The organism is Dysgonomonas sp. Marseille-P4677, from assembly GCF_016652235.1.
In the GTDB taxonomy this organism is placed as follows: domain Bacteria; phylum Bacteroidota; class Bacteroidia; order Bacteroidales; family Dysgonomonadaceae; genus Dysgonomonas.
Window position 1 is genome coordinate 1 of record NZ_JAEPKU010000074.1, and the last position, 20,702, is coordinate 20,702.

Genomic DNA, 20,702 nt, shown 5'->3' on the forward strand with positions numbered 1-20,702 from the left:
AATATATACTCCTTACTTCTACTGGGTATACTCTCATTTGTAGGAATAGAGTCTGCCAAAGCTGAAGTCATTTTATTTAACCAAAACCTTGAATACATAGAGCAAATTCCTGGTGATCAACCGGCCAAACTAATCAGTACAATATATTCAGGAGATACATATACATTTTATATATTATCTAGTGGAAACTGGGTAATGGAAACAACTCCTTCCGGATTATCATTCAGTGTCAATGGTGGTACATTCGTTCCTTCATATGCAAGTGGAGGTCAGGGTTATTATGAAATTACAGCCTATGCCGACCCGGCAGTTGTAGGTCCATTCAAAACAACTATAACTTTGATCGAAAACGGTGTAAAATATAATTATCAATTATCTGTAGAAAAGAAGCCTAATGCAGACGGTAAGTTCTCTTGCCCGACAACAACTGTAGAAGCAACTCCAGGCTTCTCTCAGTTATACCCTAATGTAGTAAGCCTTACTGTAACAGGCAAACCGATATTACTAACTTCGGGCCGACTTTTAGGCAAATCTGATGATGGAAAAATAACTGTATCGTATACAGGAGATCCTATGGCAGTTTCTTCCGGAACAAAAAACATTCCTGTAACTGTTAGCGTTGCAAGCGATGCGAAAGAAGGAAAATATGATATTAAGTTAGACCAAATTTCAAACGTCGAAGCTTCTTGCGCATGGGTTATCAATGTAACAAAACCATCTACATGTAACTTTGCACTAGATTGTGCTAACCCGATTATCAACCCAGCTAAATTTACACAAAACGCAGCTGCAAACTCAACAGTATCTATCAACTATACATTATCAGGCTGTACCTCTTATGAGTTCAATGCGATAAACAACATAGCAAGCGAAGGTGTGGAAGGTCTTGTCCTTAATCTAAGCTATCAAAAGATAACTTCTCCTTCGGGTAAAGTTACGGGAACTATCACCGGCACCCCTACAACATCGGGTAAAGCTACATTCAAGATTCCTGGTTTTTGCTCATTTACTGTAACAGTAGATCCAGCTGTTCAAATCTTCGAACTTATATGTAACAACAATACACTTACAGTATGTAAACCTATACTTTGTGGCGCAACAATAAGTGAAGCTAGTTATATTGACTATACTCTAAATTATGGTTCTAAATCTATCTCAAGATGGGTTAGCTCTACTATAAGCGGTATTTATGTAGAAGTTCCAGCTCAAACAATAAAAGCTCCTTCAGGTAGTATTCAGATATATGTTAAAGGAAAACCTACTAAAGTGGGAACAATAAGACTGCCTATTACAATAGATGGAAAAACTTGCTATATAAATGTAAATGTAGCCAAATCAGGAGACTTAACACTACATTGCGATCGAGCAGGTTCTACTTCTGGATACTATAAGAAATCTATTTGTAACACAGTATACATTCCATATAGCCTATCTTGCGGTAAAAAGCTGATTTGCTGCTCTACAGGTTCGAAAGTTGATGGCATTTATGCTTACATACCAGCACAGTATATAACTACACCTGGTGGTAATTTCAAAGTATACATCAAAGGATGCCCAACCAAAACTGGTACAATAAAAGTACCTGTTACTATAGATGGTAAATTATGCTATATTGATGTAACCGTGAAGTAAACCTACGGCTAGATTGTCAAAAAATTAACAAAACGACGTACTCTTATAAAGAGAAAACAAAAGGACCGATTATTAGCTGACAATAGCAGGGTTAATTTAAAATTAACCCTGCATATTTTAAAATAATTAGAGTAAGAAACGATTGCACATAACATATTATTACTATATATAAATTCAAAGAGACATCTGAAAACGAATTAAAGACGAATATGCTAAAATAGCAAATCGTTTACTAACGAATCATTTAATTATAAAAAAAGGGTAGATTTACATATTAAAACTTATTTTTGTATTTGGAGATAAAATTTAATTAACCAACTTTCATTTAGAATTTCATGTAGCCTATAATTATTTTATATAAATAAGATATAGCCCATAACGACCAGTATTACATATTTTCTGTATTATTTTTGTTTTTTTTCACACAAGAAAAATAATTCTGAGAACATTAAATCGGGTAAAGTTGTTTGTTAATAAGAACGATAAAATTCTCTTACTTATATTGAATTAGCTTCAGTCTAAAAAAAGAGAGAAAGTATCTTCTGATAAAAATAAATTAATTGTAACATAGCCATTTATATATGTGCTATAATACTTTTACAAACTAATTAGAGATTCATTATATATTCTTTAACAGATACACACATGTCTATTTATTGTAATAACGAGTGCCTCAATTGTATTCATTATTTTGATGATGAAAAAGAAATAGTTAATAAAATACAGTTTAAAAAGGGTGAATTCTGGAAATTAAAACCTAAGGAATATGAAATAGTTTTTATTTTAAAGGGAAGTCTAAACGTCTCTTTCGAACAATATAGTAATGAAACTATAGAGAAAGATGATATGATACTGATTCCTTCAGATCGTGATTTTTATATAGAAGCGATGGAAGACAGCGAATTATTCTTAATGCAGATTCCAGCTAGTGTACTTACATATCAGTGTACAACCATCAAGCTATTTAATTATCAGACACCTGATACAGATACAACCCTTAACTATTTAACAATTAACAAAAATATAGCGATATTTTTGTCTACTCTCGAAATATATATTGAAGAAAATATTAAATGTTTTTCTTTGCATGAATGTAAAATAAGAGAGTTATTCTTCCTCCTAGAAGAAGGATATAAAAAAACTGAATTATACAAATTCTTTCATTTAGCTCTGAAGAATAATAGTTCTTTTTCTAACCTTGCCAATCATAATAAAACAAAGTAAGGTGGACACAATGTATTAGACAACTTGAAGATTACAATCTTTTAAAACCATACTTTAGACAAGTAGTTGGAAAAATAGGTACTAGATAGCGTAAGTATAAATTATAAGCAGATTAAAGACATTTTAGTTATACACAAAATAAACGAAAAATAAAATTTGGTCGTAAACAAAGACTCGTTCTTTTATGACCATCTTATAAAAATGCAAACTAGCCAAAAGCAATTGAGTTTACATCTATATAGGATAAATAGATACAACAATGTACTAACGAAAGATTGATATAAAGAAGAATAGCAAACTGACAAATAACTTGATATATCCATAGTGTTTACTATTATAAATAATAAAGCATTTCTAGCTATTTTGAAATAGTTAGCATCTAATATATATAGCATTCATTGTGATTAGGGAATTCAACTATACTAAATTTTGTCTTCAATTTCTGGTAATTGCTTGTGAAGGTAGTGACAGATAATTTTCTTAATCACAATAGGCTATATATAAGTTTAAACAAATTATAAATAATTTATTTATGGACTCCCTGAATCAAATATTTGAAGGATTTAGTCAAATTTTCATACTCCATCAACAGGAATATGAGGCATAGAAAAATAAAAAGATTTGTTAGAAAGCCAGCGAACTAAGATTCAATGAAAAGCGTATGCCAAAGCTTCTGTATCGTACATTGCGAAATGACACAAAAGAACCGATTCCAATAGACCGTGTCAGCCCAACAGAATAACCAAGTTCAGAATACATTTCAATATCGGGTATATAAAGAGTGCGGAAATGTAGATTCTCTGAAAATGAATTTCCTTGAAGAAAAGACAATCTTTTAAATAAAACATATCGCCCTGAATAATTTAGAGAAAGATTTACCCAATATCTATTCGTTTGTAATTCGTAATTATCTGCTAAAAGAAATGAATCGTACAGAGAATTTAGGTTTACGAGTAGATCAGATGCTCCAAAATGCTGATAATCGGCAAAATGCATATCATCCTTAGCTCCTAAGAAGGAACCAACCTCTATCTTATAATCCAATTTATTGAAATAATTGATCCTGATATTATGCATAACACCTCCTTTGATTTTCCTATATTTCGAATTATTAGTCTGCCAAGAAGAGAATCCTTCCTCATATTCGAGATGAAAGAGAGGATATCTCCGCCTATCGAAGGTTTTAACACCATCGGCTAAGGGAAAATCGGAAAAAGGAGAATATGAAAGGCTCAAGGTGTAAAATGTTTTATCAAAACGTCCTTCCGGATAAATATTAGGCTTAATATGGCTTTTTCTAAAAACAGTAAAGTCTGTATTATTCGACAAACCAGACCTTCGAGCAACCCCCAAAACTGCACCCAATCGTAAGCGTTTATTCACATTTATACCATGGCTAAGTGTAGCATAATCTTTCTGATATAGAAAGTTGTAATTTTCTCCAAAGAACAAAGACATAAAATAGTTTTGATATCTGGTAACCGTCAAACTATTAAAATCTTCGGACCGGGAACCAAACGAAAAAGCCAATTGTCCTTACCTATCCGGTGCATAATTAAATACTGCATCACTCCATCCTATAGCTCTATGACGAGCCGTTACATAATATATATGAGGCGTAATATTTAGAGTCCTATTACCAGACAATTTTGACTTTATCTCAAACTTTTCGCCAATCCAAAACCCGTCTACGTAGTTATAATCCTTAAATACTTCCTTGACTCCGCTATATTTCAAAGACCATTTACTAGTATCACTTCCATGAATATATCCCCCTAATACAATTTTACCAAACCAAAAATTACCAGGATGATATTTCTTTTTCTCAAAGCGGATAGGCTCGCTAATGGTATCTCCTTCCGATGTTAATAGTCTGAGGGGATTTGTTCTTACCCGATCCCAGTATGCAACATCTCGCCTGTATGCAGTAGGCTCAACGATAACTTGGGTCGCAATCTGTTCGTTGCCTTTATATATAGAGGATACATTTGAAGATGTTTTATTTTCTGATATTGTTTTATATTTCAATGAAGTATAATAAGCTATATCCCCCCTTGTTCCCAACAAATTGAAATCAATATTAGTATAATATGTAAGAGGTAAATAAACGGCGGGCTCCATTTCTCCATATGCAATAAGCGTAGAACGCATCATACCTTGCGTATTACTCATCAATTGTGAATAGACAATATAACGCCCCTCATCCATAATATATAGATAACCATTGAGCAACTCGGGATCCTTTACTTTCGATTCTACTTTTATTTTATGTAAAATCTTTTCATGTTCTATATAAAAGCCTTCGTACTTATATCTATAATAAGAGAAACCATCAGGATTAACAGGTGAAATAAATCCATTGAACCGATGACTATAAATATTACCGCCTAAAGAATTAATAATTCCTTTAAAGTTAAAATCGTCCGGTATATTCCCTGAATACCCTCTTATTGTCAACTTATATTTATCAGGACGAAAGTAATCTATTTTATTATAGATCTCTTGATAAAATGGCTTGTCTTTATATTTCGACAAATGAACCTTTTCTACTTTATATGTCGCTAAATCTGTTATAGAAGACACCTCACTTATTTTCATATCTCCTTTTATATATGAGGCTGCTTTATAATCGGGAATAATCTGCATATAAAAAGAAGCCTTATCCATTACACTCTTTATTATATGAGAAGCTATCGTATCGTTCTTTACTTCTGTTTCGTCAAAAAACAATGTTTTTTTCTCCAAAATAAGTGTATCTGTAAGTACTGCCGAGGAATCTATTGATATTGTTTTCTTTATAGTTTTGTATTCCGGATGCTTATATTCGACAGTATATACTCCGCCATCTAATATAGTTTGAAATTGTCCGTCAGCATCGCTCACCACTCCTTGCTTTGCTTCTTTTATATACACAGTGGCGCCGGCCAACGGTTTATCCGATGGATCAAGTAATTGCCCTTTGAAGTTTTGAGCAGAAGAACTGCTAACCGATAATAACAAGGCAACCAAACTCACCAAATAATATTTTATCATCTGACTTGTAAGTGGATGCCCTCCTCCGATCTAAAAATGAACATAATTTATAAATGAGATCCCTTATCTTAAGAGGATGCAAAGATAAACAATTGGGATGAAACAAATCGGAAATAAAGATTCTTTCACATCAAATTATTTAATCTATTCTGTTTAGTAAATAGTCTCCAAAATGATTGATTCCACTCCAAAAGAGATAGAGGCGATCTCACAATAGAATACCCCAATATAAAAATAGAAAATGTAAAGAAGCCTATTTCACAATATAGTCATCGAAGTCCTTTGATTTAACTATAATGTGTGAACTATCCTTTGCTCCCATTATCAGTAAATAAGATAAATTTTCTTTCTCTGCAATATCTCTGATTAATAAAGTATCGGCTAACATAAATACTGTAGCAAAAGCATCGGCCGACATACAATCGTTTGCAATAACAGTAGCACTAAGCGTATTATTTTCGGACGGATAACCTGTCTTCGGATTTATAGTATGTGCATATTTTCTACCGTCCTTTATATAATAATTTCGGTAATTTCCGGATGTAGCCATAGATTTGTTGCATAACCTTACGATTGTCTGCAACTTATCATAATCATAAATATCTTTACCCAGTGGCGTGCTGATTCCTATTTGCCAGCATTTCCCTTTAGGGCTTACTCCCTTTGCTACAACCTCCCCTCCTATTTCTACCATATAATTTTGTATTCCATAAGATTCCAAAAGCTTTGCTATTACATCTGACGAATAACCTTTAGCAATAGCAGAAGTATTAATTTGAATGCTTTCATCCGTTTTTTCAATTTTTCCTCCTTGCAAGCTTATTTTGCGATAGCCTGTTTTCTGTTTCAAGCTATCTATCATTCGGGGTGTCACATTATTCATATTCTTAAAACCGAATCCCCAAGCATTTATAAGCGGCGAAATAGTTATATCAAACAGCCCGTCCGATATCTGAGACACCTCCTCTGCCCGATTAAATACGTTTGTAAACAGGGTATCCAATACAACATCTTCGTTATTATTCACTTTCGATATTATCGACGTACTTTTAAATGGATTTAGAGAATCATCGAATCGCTTCAACTCTGCCTCGATCTCCAATTTCAATGAATGAGAATATTCATATTTCACAGAATATGTAGTATGAAATATTTCTCCATGCTCCTCAATGTAAGTATTCTCTTTTTTTTGATTGCCTTTACAAGCAGTTAATAAAAAAAGGCTAGCTAAAAACAGGTATATATAACGCATAATTTATAGTGGGCTTCATTCGTTAAACAGATAGACAAAGATAGATAACAATACTTTAAACATTAGGTATATTGACCATTAATTATCCCCATAATAAAGATCAATATTAATTTCTATTCACCGAGCGTTATAATTCATTTGTTAAACAATCCACTCCTTAGAATAGCCAAAAAATAAGCATAATATAAGACCCTAATAAACAATATATTTCAAAAAGAAAAACATCACAAATATCGATAAAAGCACTAAATACATAAACGCCATTTATTTTCTTAAAATTTAACTTATAGTAAAACCACTATTTTTCAAGAAAAATGATGGTTTTATTAATAAAATTACCGTTATTTGTATAAATATAGTAGCCTTATACTAAAAATTCCAAAAAGCATATATTTAAACGCCCGATTGTGATACTTTCAGAATTAAGAAATAAAACAACATTAAACAAGTTCTCTCCTCTTTCGAAGAAAGAATATGATGCATGTAATAATAATCTTTATTTTAGTTCTAGCCCATGCCATTTACAAGCTAATCAGTCACATCAATATTTGCCTTTGTTTTTAGTTTATAAGAACCGTCATTTTTGACAAAAGAGTATAACTTTGCGCCAAGTTGTTCACATTGCTATTATATAGAAATTTTTAAATATATATTTATTATAACGATTAGCTAAATTCAAGAATTCGACATTATGAAAAAAAGTTTTTTTAGGTTTAAAAAATCAAGTACCTCTGCCAGTAGAGGACAAAAGAAAAGTTTTTTTAAACGTAAATCCTTTTTCCTCCTATTAGGGCTAACCCTCGGAATAATCCTTGCAGGCTCTCTATATCAAACATCAGTTTATTTTTCGACAGATGAGTCATGTATGATATGCCATGTGCACCCGCATGTAGAAGACAGTTGGAAACTATCAAAGCACATGAATAATAGCAGTGGTGTAAAAGTACACTGTGTAGATTGTCATTTACCGCCCAAGAGTCACACATGGGATCATTATACAGCTAAAGCTAAACTAGGAATAAGAGATGTGTGGGGATACCTGACAAAAGACAGCACCGATTTTGACTGGGAAAGAATGTCAGAACTAGATTATGCCGTTACCTATATTCCAAACGAATCGTGTAAAGAATGCCACTACAACTTATTTCCCGAAGGAGTTAGCGACGATGCAGTTACAGCCCACCTGTATTACGAAGAAAATGAAGAAAAGCTCAACCTTCAATGTATCAGTTGTCACCTCGACGCCGGACATTACAATCCCAATTATAAGCACACCAAACTAACAACTGTACCCGGAGCTACCGGTAAAGCTGCGGCAGACACCAGTGCTTATTTTAAAACAGCTACAGAAGTTACCCGATTCGAAAATTTCACAGAACAGATACCGGGAACCCCTCTTACTCTAAATATGGTGGCGATACCCGGAGGTACTTTTAAAATGGGTAGCGATCCTAAAGAGGCATTTCACAAAGAAGATGAAGCCCCTATCCGTAATGTAACTGTCAGCCCGTTTTTCATGGCTGAGGTAGAAATCACATGGGATCTGTATTGGGCATTCTACGCAAGTACGATGAGTGAAGGACGCACTCCTCCCGAAATGGTATTCGCGAATAATAGCAACCCGAATGTAGACGCTATATCAGGCCCCACACCTCCGTTTGGTTTTCCCGATCAGGGATGGGGTGGCGGTGATCGACCAGCAATAACAATGACCCACTATGCAGCAGAGACATTTTGCCAATGGCTCTCCAAGAAAACAGGAAAAAAATACCGTCTTCCTACCGAAGCCGAATGGGAATATGCAGCACGTGGAGGCACAGAAACCCCATACTTCTTTGCAGGAAATCCAAAAGACTTTTCTGATGAAGGATTCTGGCGTAAATTCTTCGATGCCGATACCGATGTTATTTCTTCTTATATAATATATAAGAAAAATAGTCGTAACAGATCGCAAGAGCCCTCGGCCGTAAAGGCAAATCCATTCGGACTAAAAAATATGCTTGGTAACGTAATGGAATACTGTGCCGATAAATATGATCCGCAGGCCTATACTAAAGGAGGTGCAAATGTTACCGATCCATTAGTTACAGAAGGTACAGAATGGGTCGTACGTGGTGGAAACTATACATCTGATGCAGCCGACCTACGATGTGCAACACGCGATTATACACGTCACGATGCCTGGCTAAAAACAGACCCTCAGCAGCCTAAAAGTATCTGGTGGTATTCCGACATAAAAGGAATTGGCTTCCGTGTAGTCTGTGAACAAAATCAAACAAGTATTTAACCTAAAATATTCAAAATAAATTTACCAATGAAAAAAGCAAATCAAATTAGCAGAAGATCTTTCTTGAAGAGTTCTGCAATGGCAGGCGCCTTAGGAGTAGTAGGTGCAGGTGGAGCAACAAGTGTACTAACATCTTGTGCCGGAGGAAGCGGTAAAGATGCAAAAATGAAACCTCTTAAAGAAGCGGGAACATATTACATTCCCGATCTGGTAGACATGGCCTCTGATGGTAAGGAGCTTAAAGCGGGTGTTATAGGATGTGGCGGACGCGGTTCGGGTGCAGCCTTCGATTTTCTTAATGCGGCAAATGGAGTTACGATTGTAGCTTTAGGCGATGTATTTGAAGACAGAGTAAACAGTCTGGCGGATAAACTAAAGAACGACAAAAATATAGATATACCTAAAGAAATGCGTTTTGTAGGATTCGATGCTTACAAACAAGTAATAGACAGCGGAGTAGATGTGGTACTTATTGCAACGCCACCTGTATTTCGCCCGTTACATTTCCAATATGCAACAGAGAAGAGCAAACACTCTTTCCTTGAAAAACCTATTTGCGTAGATCCTGTAGGATATCGTACAATTATGGTTGCTGCAAAACAAGCTAAAGCTAAAAATCTTTGTGTAATAACCGGTACACAACGTCATCATCAACGCAATTATGTAGAGTCTTACAAGAAAATAATGGAAGGCGCTATAGGTGAAATTACCGGAGGAGTAGTTTATTGGAATCAATCTATGCTTTGGTATAATGAACGCCAGAAAAACTGGAGCGATTGCGAATGGATGATCAAAGACTGGGTAAACTGGAAATGGCTTTCAGGTGACCATATCGTAGAACAGCATGTTCACAACATTGATGTTTTTACATGGTTTAGTGGACTTAAACCTGCTACCGCGGTAGGATTTGGTTCACGTCAACGCCGCCTGACTGGAGACCAATATGATAATTTCAGTATCGACTTCGTTATGGAAAATGGCATTCACCTTCATAGTATGTGTCGTCAAATAGATGGTTGTGCAAATAATGTAAGCGAATTTATACAAGGAACAAACGGTTCGTGGTCGACAGCTGATGGTGAAACTGTAATAAAAGATTTGGCAGGAAATGTAGTATGGAAATTTGATGCTGAAGCTGAAAAGACCACATTTAAGCAAACAAATCCGTATGTATTGGAACACGTAAATCTGGTAAACTGTATCCGTAGTAACAAACCTATCGAACAAGCTTCCGAAACAGCTGTATCGAATATGGCTGCTATAATGGGTCGTGAATCGGCATATAGTGGGGCAAAAGTGACTTGGGAAGAAATGACCGCCTCTCCGCTCGATTACACACCAAAAGATCTGAATATGGGCAAAATGGATATGAGTACATATGTTGTACAAGTACCAGGTAGCAAAAAATAAGAACTTATGAGTCAAGATAGAAGAGATTTTATAAAAACATCGTTATCAGGTGCCGCACTTGTAGCTATAGGCGGCACTGCGATAGCTGCATGTACCCCTAAAACCGAAAAGAAAGACACTGCCGAAGCCAAGCCGGAAGTAAAGCTTAATCTCTCCTTTCAGGAAGGTATCGCTCCGGGCGAAAACCTGAATGAGAAGCTGGACTATATGGAAAAACTCGGTATTGTCGGTTTTGAACCGTGGGGCGGCGGACTTGCCGGACGCGTAGATGAAATAAAAAAAGCATTAAGCGGACGTAATATAAAAGTTAGTGCGATCTGTGCCGGATTCAAAGGCTTTATTCTTTCTACCGATCCAGCTATCCGTAAGGAATGTATGGATACGATGAAAGAAATTATTGCTGCAGCCGGAGAACTTGGCTCTACAGGAGTTATCATCGTTCCTGCATTTAACAATCAAGTACCTGTACTTCCTCATACGATGGAAACAAGAAATTTCCTGTGTGAACAATTTACCGAAATGGGAAATTATGCCATACAACATGGTACTACAGTCATATTTGAACCATTGAACCGTAGCGAAGCTTTTTATTTACGACAAGTTGGCGATGCTGCATCTATTTGCCGCGATATCAACAATGCAGGAATACGCTGTATGGGAGATTTTTGGCATATGACAGCCGAAGAAACTAACGATATGGCCGCATTCCTTTCTGCCGGAGAATATTTACAGCATGTACATGTAGCCAGCCGTAAACGCCGCAGTATGCCGGGCGAAGACGGAGATGCCGATAACTATATAAATGGGTTTAAGGCATTGAAAATGCTCGGTTATGACAAATATGTAAGTTATGAATGTGGTTGCCAAGGTGATCGTAATATAGTAGTTCCCGACTCCGTAAAATTGCTACGTGAGCAATGGGAGAAAGCATAAATGAGAAAAATTAAGCATATTAAAAACAAACGGTAGAACATTTTTCTTTTAAACGGAGTGGGGTATCTTTATAAACAGAGATATCTCACTCCGTTCAATATAACGAAACCGATGACATTCGAAATATATAACATACTGAAATAGATGGATATAAAATCAAAAACAGAGTCAATAATATCTTCCTACAGAACCACTATTGTGCTTCTTCTCATTTACGCATTTATTATGGCTATGGCTACCCTTATTGAAAAATATATGGGTACGGCTGCATCAAAGACAATAGTCTATTACTCCCCTCTATTCTTCTTGGTACAAATATTTCTTATTGTAAATTTCATCGGTTCCTCACTCAAACATCGACTTTTCAGCAAAGGGAAATGGGGTTTTATAGTCGTCCATCTGGCATTTGTTGTAGTTCTTACAGGAGCTATGATTACACATATTTTCAGTGAGGAAGGAGTTATCCATCTTCGTGAAAATGGAACTAGTAATCGGATGATAATAGAAACAAATAAGAGTAAAATACAAAAAGATCTACCATTCAAACTAGAACTGAAGAAATTCACATTAACCCGTTATCCGGGCTCTTCAAGCCCTTCTTCATTTGAAAGTGATTTAATAATACACCTGGACGGCAAATCGGTAGAAAGAAAGATATCAATGAATAATATTATCGATATAGAAGGATATCGCCTTTTTCAGGCTTCGTACGACAAAGATGAGAAAGGAACAATATTATCGGTGAATAAAGATGTAGCAGGACGTAATGTTACATATACAGGTTATGCACTTTTACTCATAGGTTTTATTTTATGCTTCATCGGAAAAAACACAAGATTTCATCAATTATCGAAGCGTTTGAAAGAACTAAAGGCCTTATTCAAGACAACTGCAATTATCTGTATCCTCATCCTTACGCCTTTGTTCTCAAATGCACAAAACAAAGCGACCAATATATTCGAGGCTGTTCAGAAAAATAGCATTGATAAAGAACATGCAGCCCTATTCGGAGCATTACCTATACAATCGACTGATGGACGTATAGAACCTATAAACACTTTTTCATCGGAAATTTTACGCAAATTGCATCATTCCGAAACAATAGGAAATATGAATTCCGACCAGTTTCTTTTGAGTATGCTTACTTTATCTGAGATGTGGATGCATATACCATTTATTACTCAAAAAAATAAAGAAATATCTTCTCGTTTCACCCTGTCTGAGAATGCATGCGCCTACATCGAATTATTTGATGATAAAGGAAATTATAAATTACAAAAAATATTAGATCAGAGCTATGGTAAATCACCATCTGAACGTAATAAATTTGACAAAGACCTTATAAAACTGGACGAAAAGATCAATATATTTCATCAGCTAATTAATTACAAAATGCTGAATATATTTCCCAAAGCTGATGATCATAATCATAAGTGGTACTCTCCAGCTGATGACTTGAACTCTTTTTCAAAAAAAGACTCTCTGTTTGTCTCATCCATTTTCCCTCAATATCTGATTAATATACAGGATGGTATAAAAACAGACGATTGGGAAAAAGCCTATGAAACGTTACGTGCAATAAACATCTACCAACAGGAGAGAAATACAACGTTGGGAGTTAGTTCAAAAAAAATAAATACAGAACTTATATATAACAAACTAGACATATTTCGCCTTTGTAAAAAATTTTATCTGATATTAGGTGGTTTATTATTAGCAGTATCATTTATTTCTCTTTTCAAAAAACAAAAATACATCGTATGGATTACACGCATACTACTAAGTTTTATTTGTATATGCTTTCTATTCCATCTATCAGGCATTGGTATGCGTTGGTATATAGGCGGATATGCTCCATGGAGCAATTCATATGAGACTATGATTTACGTATCTTCTATATCGGTCTTAGCGGGACTAATATTTGTCCGCCAAAACACAATTATTTGCGCTTTATCAACTTTATTTGGTGGCGTAATACTCTTTGTTTCGGGTCTCAACTGGATGGATCCGCAAATAGGGACATTGGTTCCTGTACTTAAATCGCCATGGCTAATGTTTCATGTGGCTGTTATTGTTGCCGCATACGGTTTCTTCGGATTGAGCTTTCTTTTAGGGGCTACAAACCTTTCTGTGTTATCATTCTATAAGAAGAATAAGACACTCGTGATAAAGAATCATGTGGAAGAATTGAGCATTGTGAATGAAATGTCGCTATGGATAGGTCTTGCTTTGATGACAATAGGTACTTTTCTGGGAGCTATATGGGCTAACGAATCGTGGGGTAGGTATTGGGGTTGGGACCCAAAAGAGACATGGGCTTTGATAACCATTATTGTCTATACAGTAGTAACTCATTTGAGATTAGTAAAGAAGTGGAATACTCCATGGCATTTCAATCTCTTTTCTATCATAGCTTTTGCATCTGTACTTATGACATATTTCGGAGTAAATTATTTACTAAGCGGTATGCATTCGTATGGATGAAATAGTAATAAGCCTGTTGTCTAGCCAAAGTAATTGTGATCATATTTTAGAATCTGATACAGCTAAACTATGTACTGTGACTGATTTTTAATAAGTATGATATCCCCCCTCTTTACTATACTTTTTATAAAAGGAATACTTCGTTACCATGTAGGAAGAAATTTTTGAATATATAAAAAGTGAATCTTTTTTTGTTTTATGAAAAAATATCGTTAAATTTAACAATCCGTCCAAAAAACTGCGCATTGCGAGACTACATATTTTGAATTATTAATTTACCAACAATATAGAACTCACAATGACAATGTATTATAGTAAACTCATACTAATTATGTGCCTATTTCTATCTTCGTGTGCAAAAAATGAAGATAGAGATGCAGATATTCTTTTTGAAAAAGTATATGTAATAGACAACAAAGTCTTTGGTATCAGTGCAGAAAAAACGAATGCTAAAGCAACCACAGACGGTATTAACAAAGCTATAACAAAGGCTAAATCAGAAGGATATAATACAGTAAAACTAACTAAAGGTGATTATTTAATATATTGTGTTAATGAGAGCGACTGGTATGCTACTGACGGAATATTTGTACCTACTAATATGACCCTCGACCTAGGCGAGGCCAAATTGTATGTAGAACCAAATAACGAACCTCATTATGCATTGATACAGATAGATCATGCAGAAGATGCAACAGTCAGAGGTGGCCATATCATTGGAGATCGAGCTCAACATGCGAATAAGAGCCATTCACAAGGATATGGAATTCAGGTTATAGCATCAAGAAACGTAAAAATAGAAAACGTGAAAATAGAAAGTGTAACAGGTAGTGGGATTATATTCACGACGTATGTTTATATGTCATTTCATGGAAAATTCCCTTCTAAAAACGTAAAAGTTACCGGGTGCGATATTTCCGATTGCGGAAAACATGGCATTTATGCAATTGAGAACAAAGGGCTCGAAATATCTGATAATAAAATCCATAACATTAAAGGAGGCATAGATCAGTATGCAATCGATATAAATCCCAATTCGGCCTGGAAAAGTGTCATGCAGAATGTTAAAATAGGGAACAATACAATTGAAAATTGTAATGGCGGAATGCGACTTTGGGGTGGAAGTGATATAGAAGTATATGAAAATCATTTTGAGAATCTAAGTATATTCGGCATACATTGCCAAAGAGTAAGAATTTATAAAAATACGCTTACTGGTACAGGTACTATTTATATCAGTGCAAGTAGCGAAAATGGCTTGAGTGAAGACTATTGTATACCTACTGAAGGCGATATGAAAAACATTTGCAACAACAAAATAACAGACTACTCCACCAAAACCAATAATTTTACTTGCCCTTAATTTTAATATTTTTAAAGAAGCAAATCAGATGAAAACTATATATATACATTTAATCTTATTATTATCCGTACTTATATTTTCATGTTCTAACGATGATTCCCAAACTAGTGACACATTTGTTATCAATAATTCTAAATTTGGAATCTCAGCGAGTAAAACAAATGCCCGTCAAACCACAGACGGAATAAATAGAGCTATAGAACAAGCGAAAGACGAAGGATACAGTATAGTTAAACTAACCAAAGGCGAATATCTGATATCCAGTGAAGGTGTTACTGGATATGACAACGGTAATGGAATATTCATCCCCAATAATTTCACACTAGATCTGACAGAGGCTAAATTATATATTGAACCCGGTAGTAAGAATGTCCATAAACTGATTCGTATAGATGAAGTGGAAAATGTAACTATCATAGGAGGGCATTTAGTTGGAAACAAAGATAAATATGATGCCGAAAACAATACCGAAGCAACCGAATGCGCTATAGAAATAAACTGTTCGAAAAATGTTACTGTAGATGGTGTAAAAATGGAGAACTTCAGAGGTAGTGCCATGTGGATCGGTTATGGATTTATAGCACCTAATGAGAAACGATTGAATAAAAATGTAAAAATTGTCAATTGTGAGATTTTTCATAGCAGCATGCAAGGAATAAGTATTATACATGCCAGCAATGTAGAAATAGCATACAATAAAATTTACGACATAGGCGGTATGTTGCCAGGCTGTGGAATAGACCTAGAGCCTGAAACAGATTGGGCCGACCCGCTGCATCCTTGGAAATCGTGGGTCGAATATGTCAATATTCATCATAACGAATTTAAAGACACCCAAGGCGAAGGTTTGTGTTTCACCAATCACTATACCACTGACATAGAAGCTACAGACAACACGTTCGACAACTCGGCTATTATAGTCGGTGCTTACCCTAAAAGAATTCGCCTGATGCGAAACTCTCTAAAAGGATGGGAATCATATATAGTTGCAGTAAGTGGTTCGGTCGATGTATATATGCCTCTTGAAGGATCTAATAAGAATGAAATAGAATTTAAACAGCGGGTACTAAATTGCTCTACTCAAACAGGGCATATTAAAGAAACTGACAATTATATATTTTGCTATTGAAAAAGAAATCTTACTCAATACTGAAATAATAGATTTTATAAAAGAATGGCATACTACCTACTCATTATTGATAAAAGTACATAAAGTATGTTTGCCTTACCATTTTTGGCTGCCCAGAAAAAAAGGTACCAATGTGGAGGAAAATATTTGAGTGATATGTCTTGCATAGCCAAACGATATTGTTTTTGGACTATTATCTGTTTTATTATGCTTATTTTGCCTCGGATATTTCGAGGGGACCTGCATTCATTTATCCCCTGCCCTATCAGTCCCAGTACAATGCGACTATTTAGAGCTTTATTAAAATCGGGAGGAAGATTGTATGCTATGATAATATCCGATATCATCGAATAAAGATTTATCCAGCATTCGTTCAGATTTTTGTTATGCCCACCTGTAAATGACTTTTTACTCTTTCGGTGATGATACATAATTTCGTTTATGTAATATGCCCTTTTTACACGGGTGAACACTTCTATATTAAATAATACATCTTCACCAGAGCCTATAATCTTTGTATCCACAAATCTGGATTCCAAGATTACATCACGCGAATAAAGCTTACCCCATACAGTACCTAACGAATGAAGCAATGTAGGATCCCTCAGTTCGTCTCCGATAGGGCCTATAATTTGACGATGTAACAATTGTATGTTTTTCTCATCAAACAACTTATCTCTCTGCATCAGGAAACGTGGAGCATTCCTACCATTCCCAAGTTCGCGGGTATATGCCCAAAGGACGACATCTACCTTAGAATCTTTAGCCAGATTCATTGCTCTTTCACATGTAGTGAGCTCTATCCAATCGTCTGAATCAACAAACATAATCCATTCACCTTGTGCTTCCTTTATAGCCCGGTTACGCGCTGAAGCTATACCTCTGTTATCTTGTGTAATCACTTTCAAACGCTGGTCTCTTTTCAAATAATCGGAAAGGATGGAATTGCTTTTATCTGGTGAACCATCATTGACACATATCACTTCTATATTGCAATAGGTTTGCCCCAATAAGCTATCTAAGCAGGCTGACAAACAGCACTCTGCATTATAAACAGGTACAATTATACTTATCATAGACTCTTGAATAGTTTGTCCCACATACCGGCAATGACACTCACGTTATAGCGCTGTACATTGCAACGGGCATTTCGGCCCATTTCCTTACGCAATTCTTCATCTTCAATCAATACAGATAGCTGTTTAGCAAATTGTTCTATATTACCATTTTCAACTAAAAAACCGTCGACGCCATTCTTTATAATATCTCTTGGGCCACAGGGACAATCGAAAGCCACACATGGTACTCCGCACGACATGGCTTCAATCAGTACCATCCCAAAACCCTCAAATCGGGAAGGCAATACATAAATAGAAGATGTCAGGTATACGTCTTGTATCTGTTTAACCGGATCGTGTATCTGGATAGAAGCCCCTCTTATAAGCTCCGGCAATTTGCTGTTTTCAGATACCGAACCATATATATCTATGCTCCAACCCGGATACTTATACTCAATAAGATTCCATGTTTCAGCTAAACGCTCATAACCTTTCTGAATAGAGATTTTTCCAATACTGACAATTCGTTTAGTATCTAATTTTAAAATCGAGTCAGGATAAAAAGGGAGAGGATTAGGTATTACCGTTACGTTTTTAGATTTCCATTGTTGCTTGTTGTCATTTGTAAGCACAATAAATCTGTCAAATAACCGACTCCCTATATCCATCAATAAAAAAGACATTTTTTGTTTTAGATTTGGTTTTCTGCCAAGTGTAACCATCTCTTTCGAAACATGTCTTTCGTAAATAATCTTAGCTTTACTCCCAATCCATAATGGCACAAAAAAGCCCTTTAATCCATCATCACAAACAGAAATAACTTCGGGACGAAATTCTTTGATTATACGGCGTATACCAAAGAAATACTCATATTTCTTCTTTGTTACTTCTACTGAACGAAAAATTATTTTAGAACTAAATTCATAAAATGGCTTTTCGCCTTTCTCATTAAGAGATATTATGCAAATTTCATAACCTAAGTTATCGGCCAGATATGATGCTTTTACAGAGAGTACGCGTTCCAGACCTCCAACTCCTGTTATTCCATTTGTTATGTACAATAATCTCACAACATACTATATATAAGTTCTACTTCTTTGGAATTACCATAGTCTGTAATTGCCATATTTTTGCGAAACTCTTCTTGTAACTGTTTATTTTCTATAAGAGATTGTATCCCATATGCAGCACCATCAACATCCATAGGAACAATAAGTCCGTCGACACCATCGCTCAATTGACTGGCCGAAGTATTGAAGGCTGTTATTACCACCGGCTTACCCAGAATCTGTGCTTCTCGTACCGTAACCGCCTTACCCTCATATCGTGATGGCTGGACATAAATATCGCAGGCCGCAATATAAGGATAGGGATTTGTTTTCTTTCCCAGAATGATAAAATGATCGTGCATTCCGCATTCTTCAATTGCATTGCGAACTGCCTCTTCATCTCCATAACCTATAGCATACCATTTGACAGGAACACCGTTCTTTCGCAATTTGGCACAAATACGTACTGCCTGATCCAATGCTTTCGGATAGCAAAACCGTCCTACTGTCAGAAGCTTTATTTCTCCGTCCAATTGCGGTTTCTGCATAGAAGCCTGTTCTCTAACAAAATTTACAGAAAGAATATTCTCTATAACAATAACCTTATCAGACAAGGAAGGAAACCTTGAAACGAATGCTCTTTTAGCATCTTCTGAGACAGCTGCAATATGATCATATGCGCCCCACGATTTCAATTCGCAGGCCTCATCCACTGCTATATTCGAATAATCGGTATGTATCCATGCTATCTTGCATTTTGCATTTACTTTGTCTCTTACTATATTATGTGGTGTTATGAAACTTATTGCCAGATCGTAAATAACATCGTTTACTAAAGGCAAATAAGGTGTAGTAGCATCTGCAACATATTGATAGATCGAATAATTTTCTCCATGATTGTTTCGTTTTCCAAATTGTCTTGCTTTATATTTAGCTTTTAGCCGTCCCAAAGCAATCTTCCAATAGCCTTCACGAACAATCTGAGTGATGGGACGTGTAAGAGTTGTATAAGCGGCAATTTCAGGTAATAGATTAACTTCTGAAGGTATGAACTGCATCAGTTCGCCCGAATGACGATAAACAAAAAGATCTACGTCGAAACATGAATAGTCGAAACTATTCAAAAGGCCGAGCAAGGAACGTTCTACTCCTCCTATCTCCATATATTGTATAGCAACGAACAGCCGTTTTTTCATCGTTTAAATATCTTAAGCAACATTGGTTTAATATAAGTGAACAAAAGATTACGCATTTCATCTGTCCTGCAAAACGATATATAATATAGCCCTGTAGGAACAATTAAAGAGACAATACTTTTGAGAACAATATCCAACAAGGAGTTGTCTATTAACAGATAATGACACAGGCAATAAGTTGTCATCCACGCAATGAGTGCTATCACAGTATATTTTGCGTAATTTATAAAATAAAATCTAAGCGGCTTTTTGAATGTGTATTTGTAAACAAGAAACGGAAATTGCCAAAACCCTATAGACAATACACTTATAGTTGAAGCGAATAAAACTCCTGTAATACCCCAAAATTGTACAAAAATAAGAGAGAGTACAAGGTTGACACATCCTTGTATTAACGGAGAGAATTTGTCTTGTACGAATATTCCCGATTTTACCTTAAATATTTGAGCTGAAATACGCATGCCGAAAATATAAAGGTTGATTAGTATGACAATCACAGTAGATGTATCCAACAAATACTTCGGACCTAACCACCAAACAATAAATGGATTAATTGTATTGGAAAGGATAATTACGGGCAAAGAAACTATAATAAAGTTTAGTAAAAATATGGTATTAAAAACCTTATTGATATGCTCGGTACTTTCTGTAG

At 35.4% G+C, this 20,702-nt stretch carries 13 protein-coding genes and 1 pseudogene; 8 read left to right on the forward strand and 6 right to left on the reverse strand.

What is annotated here, in order from left to right; all coding sequences use genetic code 11:
* Window positions 1-1,632 (forward strand): hypothetical protein (locus JGH11_RS12720; RefSeq protein ID WP_201112332.1); only part of this gene is annotated, 1,632 nt, incomplete at its 5' end.
* Window positions 1,633-2,277: 645 nt separating this feature from the next.
* Window positions 2,278-2,856: a hypothetical protein gene (locus tag JGH11_RS12725; RefSeq protein WP_201112334.1), complete on the forward strand. Its 579-nt coding sequence runs from the start codon at window positions 2,278-2,280 to the stop codon at window positions 2,854-2,856.
* Between the two features lie 624 nt (window positions 2,857-3,480).
* Here the strand turns inward: JGH11_RS12725 and JGH11_RS20250 are convergent.
* Together JGH11_RS20250 and JGH11_RS12740 are read right to left on the reverse strand one after the other, a co-directional pair.
* Window positions 3,481-5,889 (reverse strand): annotated as a pseudogene (locus tag JGH11_RS20250) (DUF5686 family protein).
* A gap of 253 nt (window positions 5,890-6,142) precedes the next feature.
* Window positions 6,143-7,141, reverse strand: coding sequence for an FAD:protein FMN transferase (locus tag JGH11_RS12740; RefSeq protein ID WP_201112339.1), 999 nt, complete (start codon window positions 7,139-7,141; stop codon window positions 6,143-6,145).
* Window positions 7,142-7,832: 691 nt separating this feature from the next.
* On the opposite strand from JGH11_RS12740, the gene JGH11_RS12745 reads away from it, so the two are divergent.
* The 6 genes from JGH11_RS12745 to JGH11_RS12770 all read left to right on the forward strand — a co-directional run bounded on the left by JGH11_RS12745 (window position 7,833) and on the right by JGH11_RS12770 (window position 16,747).
* Window positions 7,833-9,428: an SUMF1/EgtB/PvdO family nonheme iron enzyme gene (locus tag JGH11_RS12745; RefSeq protein ID WP_201112348.1), complete on the forward strand. Its 1,596-nt coding sequence runs from the start codon at window positions 7,833-7,835 to the stop codon at window positions 9,426-9,428.
* A 27-nt stretch (window positions 9,429-9,455) separates the two neighbouring features.
* Entirely contained in the window at window positions 9,456-10,838 is a 1,383-nt protein-coding gene (locus tag JGH11_RS12750; RefSeq protein WP_201112350.1) for a Gfo/Idh/MocA family protein, read from the forward strand.
* Window positions 10,839-10,844: 6 nt separating this feature from the next.
* The gene (locus tag JGH11_RS12755) at window positions 10,845-11,771 is read left to right on the forward strand and encodes a TIM barrel protein (protein WP_201112352.1); all 927 of its coding nucleotides are present in this window, start codon (window positions 10,845-10,847) and stop codon (window positions 11,769-11,771) included.
* A gap of 144 nt (window positions 11,772-11,915) precedes the next feature.
* On the forward strand, window positions 11,916-14,255 hold the full coding sequence (ccsA, locus tag JGH11_RS12760; protein WP_201112361.1) for a cytochrome c biogenesis protein CcsA: 2,340 nt from the start codon (window positions 11,916-11,918) through the stop codon (window positions 14,253-14,255).
* A gap of 331 nt (window positions 14,256-14,586) precedes the next feature.
* Window positions 14,587-15,618 (forward strand): right-handed parallel beta-helix repeat-containing protein, encoded by a 1,032-nt coding sequence (locus JGH11_RS12765; protein WP_201112363.1) that lies wholly within the window; start codon window positions 14,587-14,589, stop codon window positions 15,616-15,618.
* Between the two features lie 28 nt (window positions 15,619-15,646).
* The gene (locus JGH11_RS12770) at window positions 15,647-16,747 is read left to right on the forward strand and encodes a right-handed parallel beta-helix repeat-containing protein (protein ID WP_201112365.1); all 1,101 of its coding nucleotides are present in this window, start codon (window positions 15,647-15,649) and stop codon (window positions 16,745-16,747) included.
* A 53-nt stretch (window positions 16,748-16,800) separates the two neighbouring features.
* Here the strand turns inward: JGH11_RS12770 and JGH11_RS12775 are convergent, their stop codons facing one another.
* The 4 genes from JGH11_RS12775 to JGH11_RS12790 form a co-directional block, all read right to left on the reverse strand.
* Window positions 16,801-17,823, reverse strand: a complete 1,023-nt coding sequence (locus JGH11_RS12775; RefSeq protein WP_201112367.1) for a glycosyltransferase family 2 protein — start codon at window positions 17,821-17,823, stop codon at window positions 16,801-16,803.
* Window positions 17,820-18,875, reverse strand: coding sequence for a glycosyltransferase family 4 protein (locus JGH11_RS12780; protein ID WP_201112368.1), 1,056 nt, complete (start codon window positions 18,873-18,875; stop codon window positions 17,820-17,822). Before JGH11_RS12780 ends, JGH11_RS12775 begins: the two co-directional genes overlap by 4 nt.
* Window positions 18,872-20,050, reverse strand: coding sequence for a glycosyltransferase (locus JGH11_RS12785; RefSeq protein ID WP_201112370.1), 1,179 nt, complete (start codon window positions 20,048-20,050; stop codon window positions 18,872-18,874). The genes JGH11_RS12780 and JGH11_RS12785 overlap by 4 nt, the downstream gene beginning before the upstream one ends.
* Window positions 20,047-20,702: hypothetical protein (locus tag JGH11_RS12790; RefSeq protein WP_236263983.1), on the reverse strand; the 656-nt coding region annotated here is incomplete at its 5' end. The genes JGH11_RS12785 and JGH11_RS12790, both read right to left, overlap by 4 nt.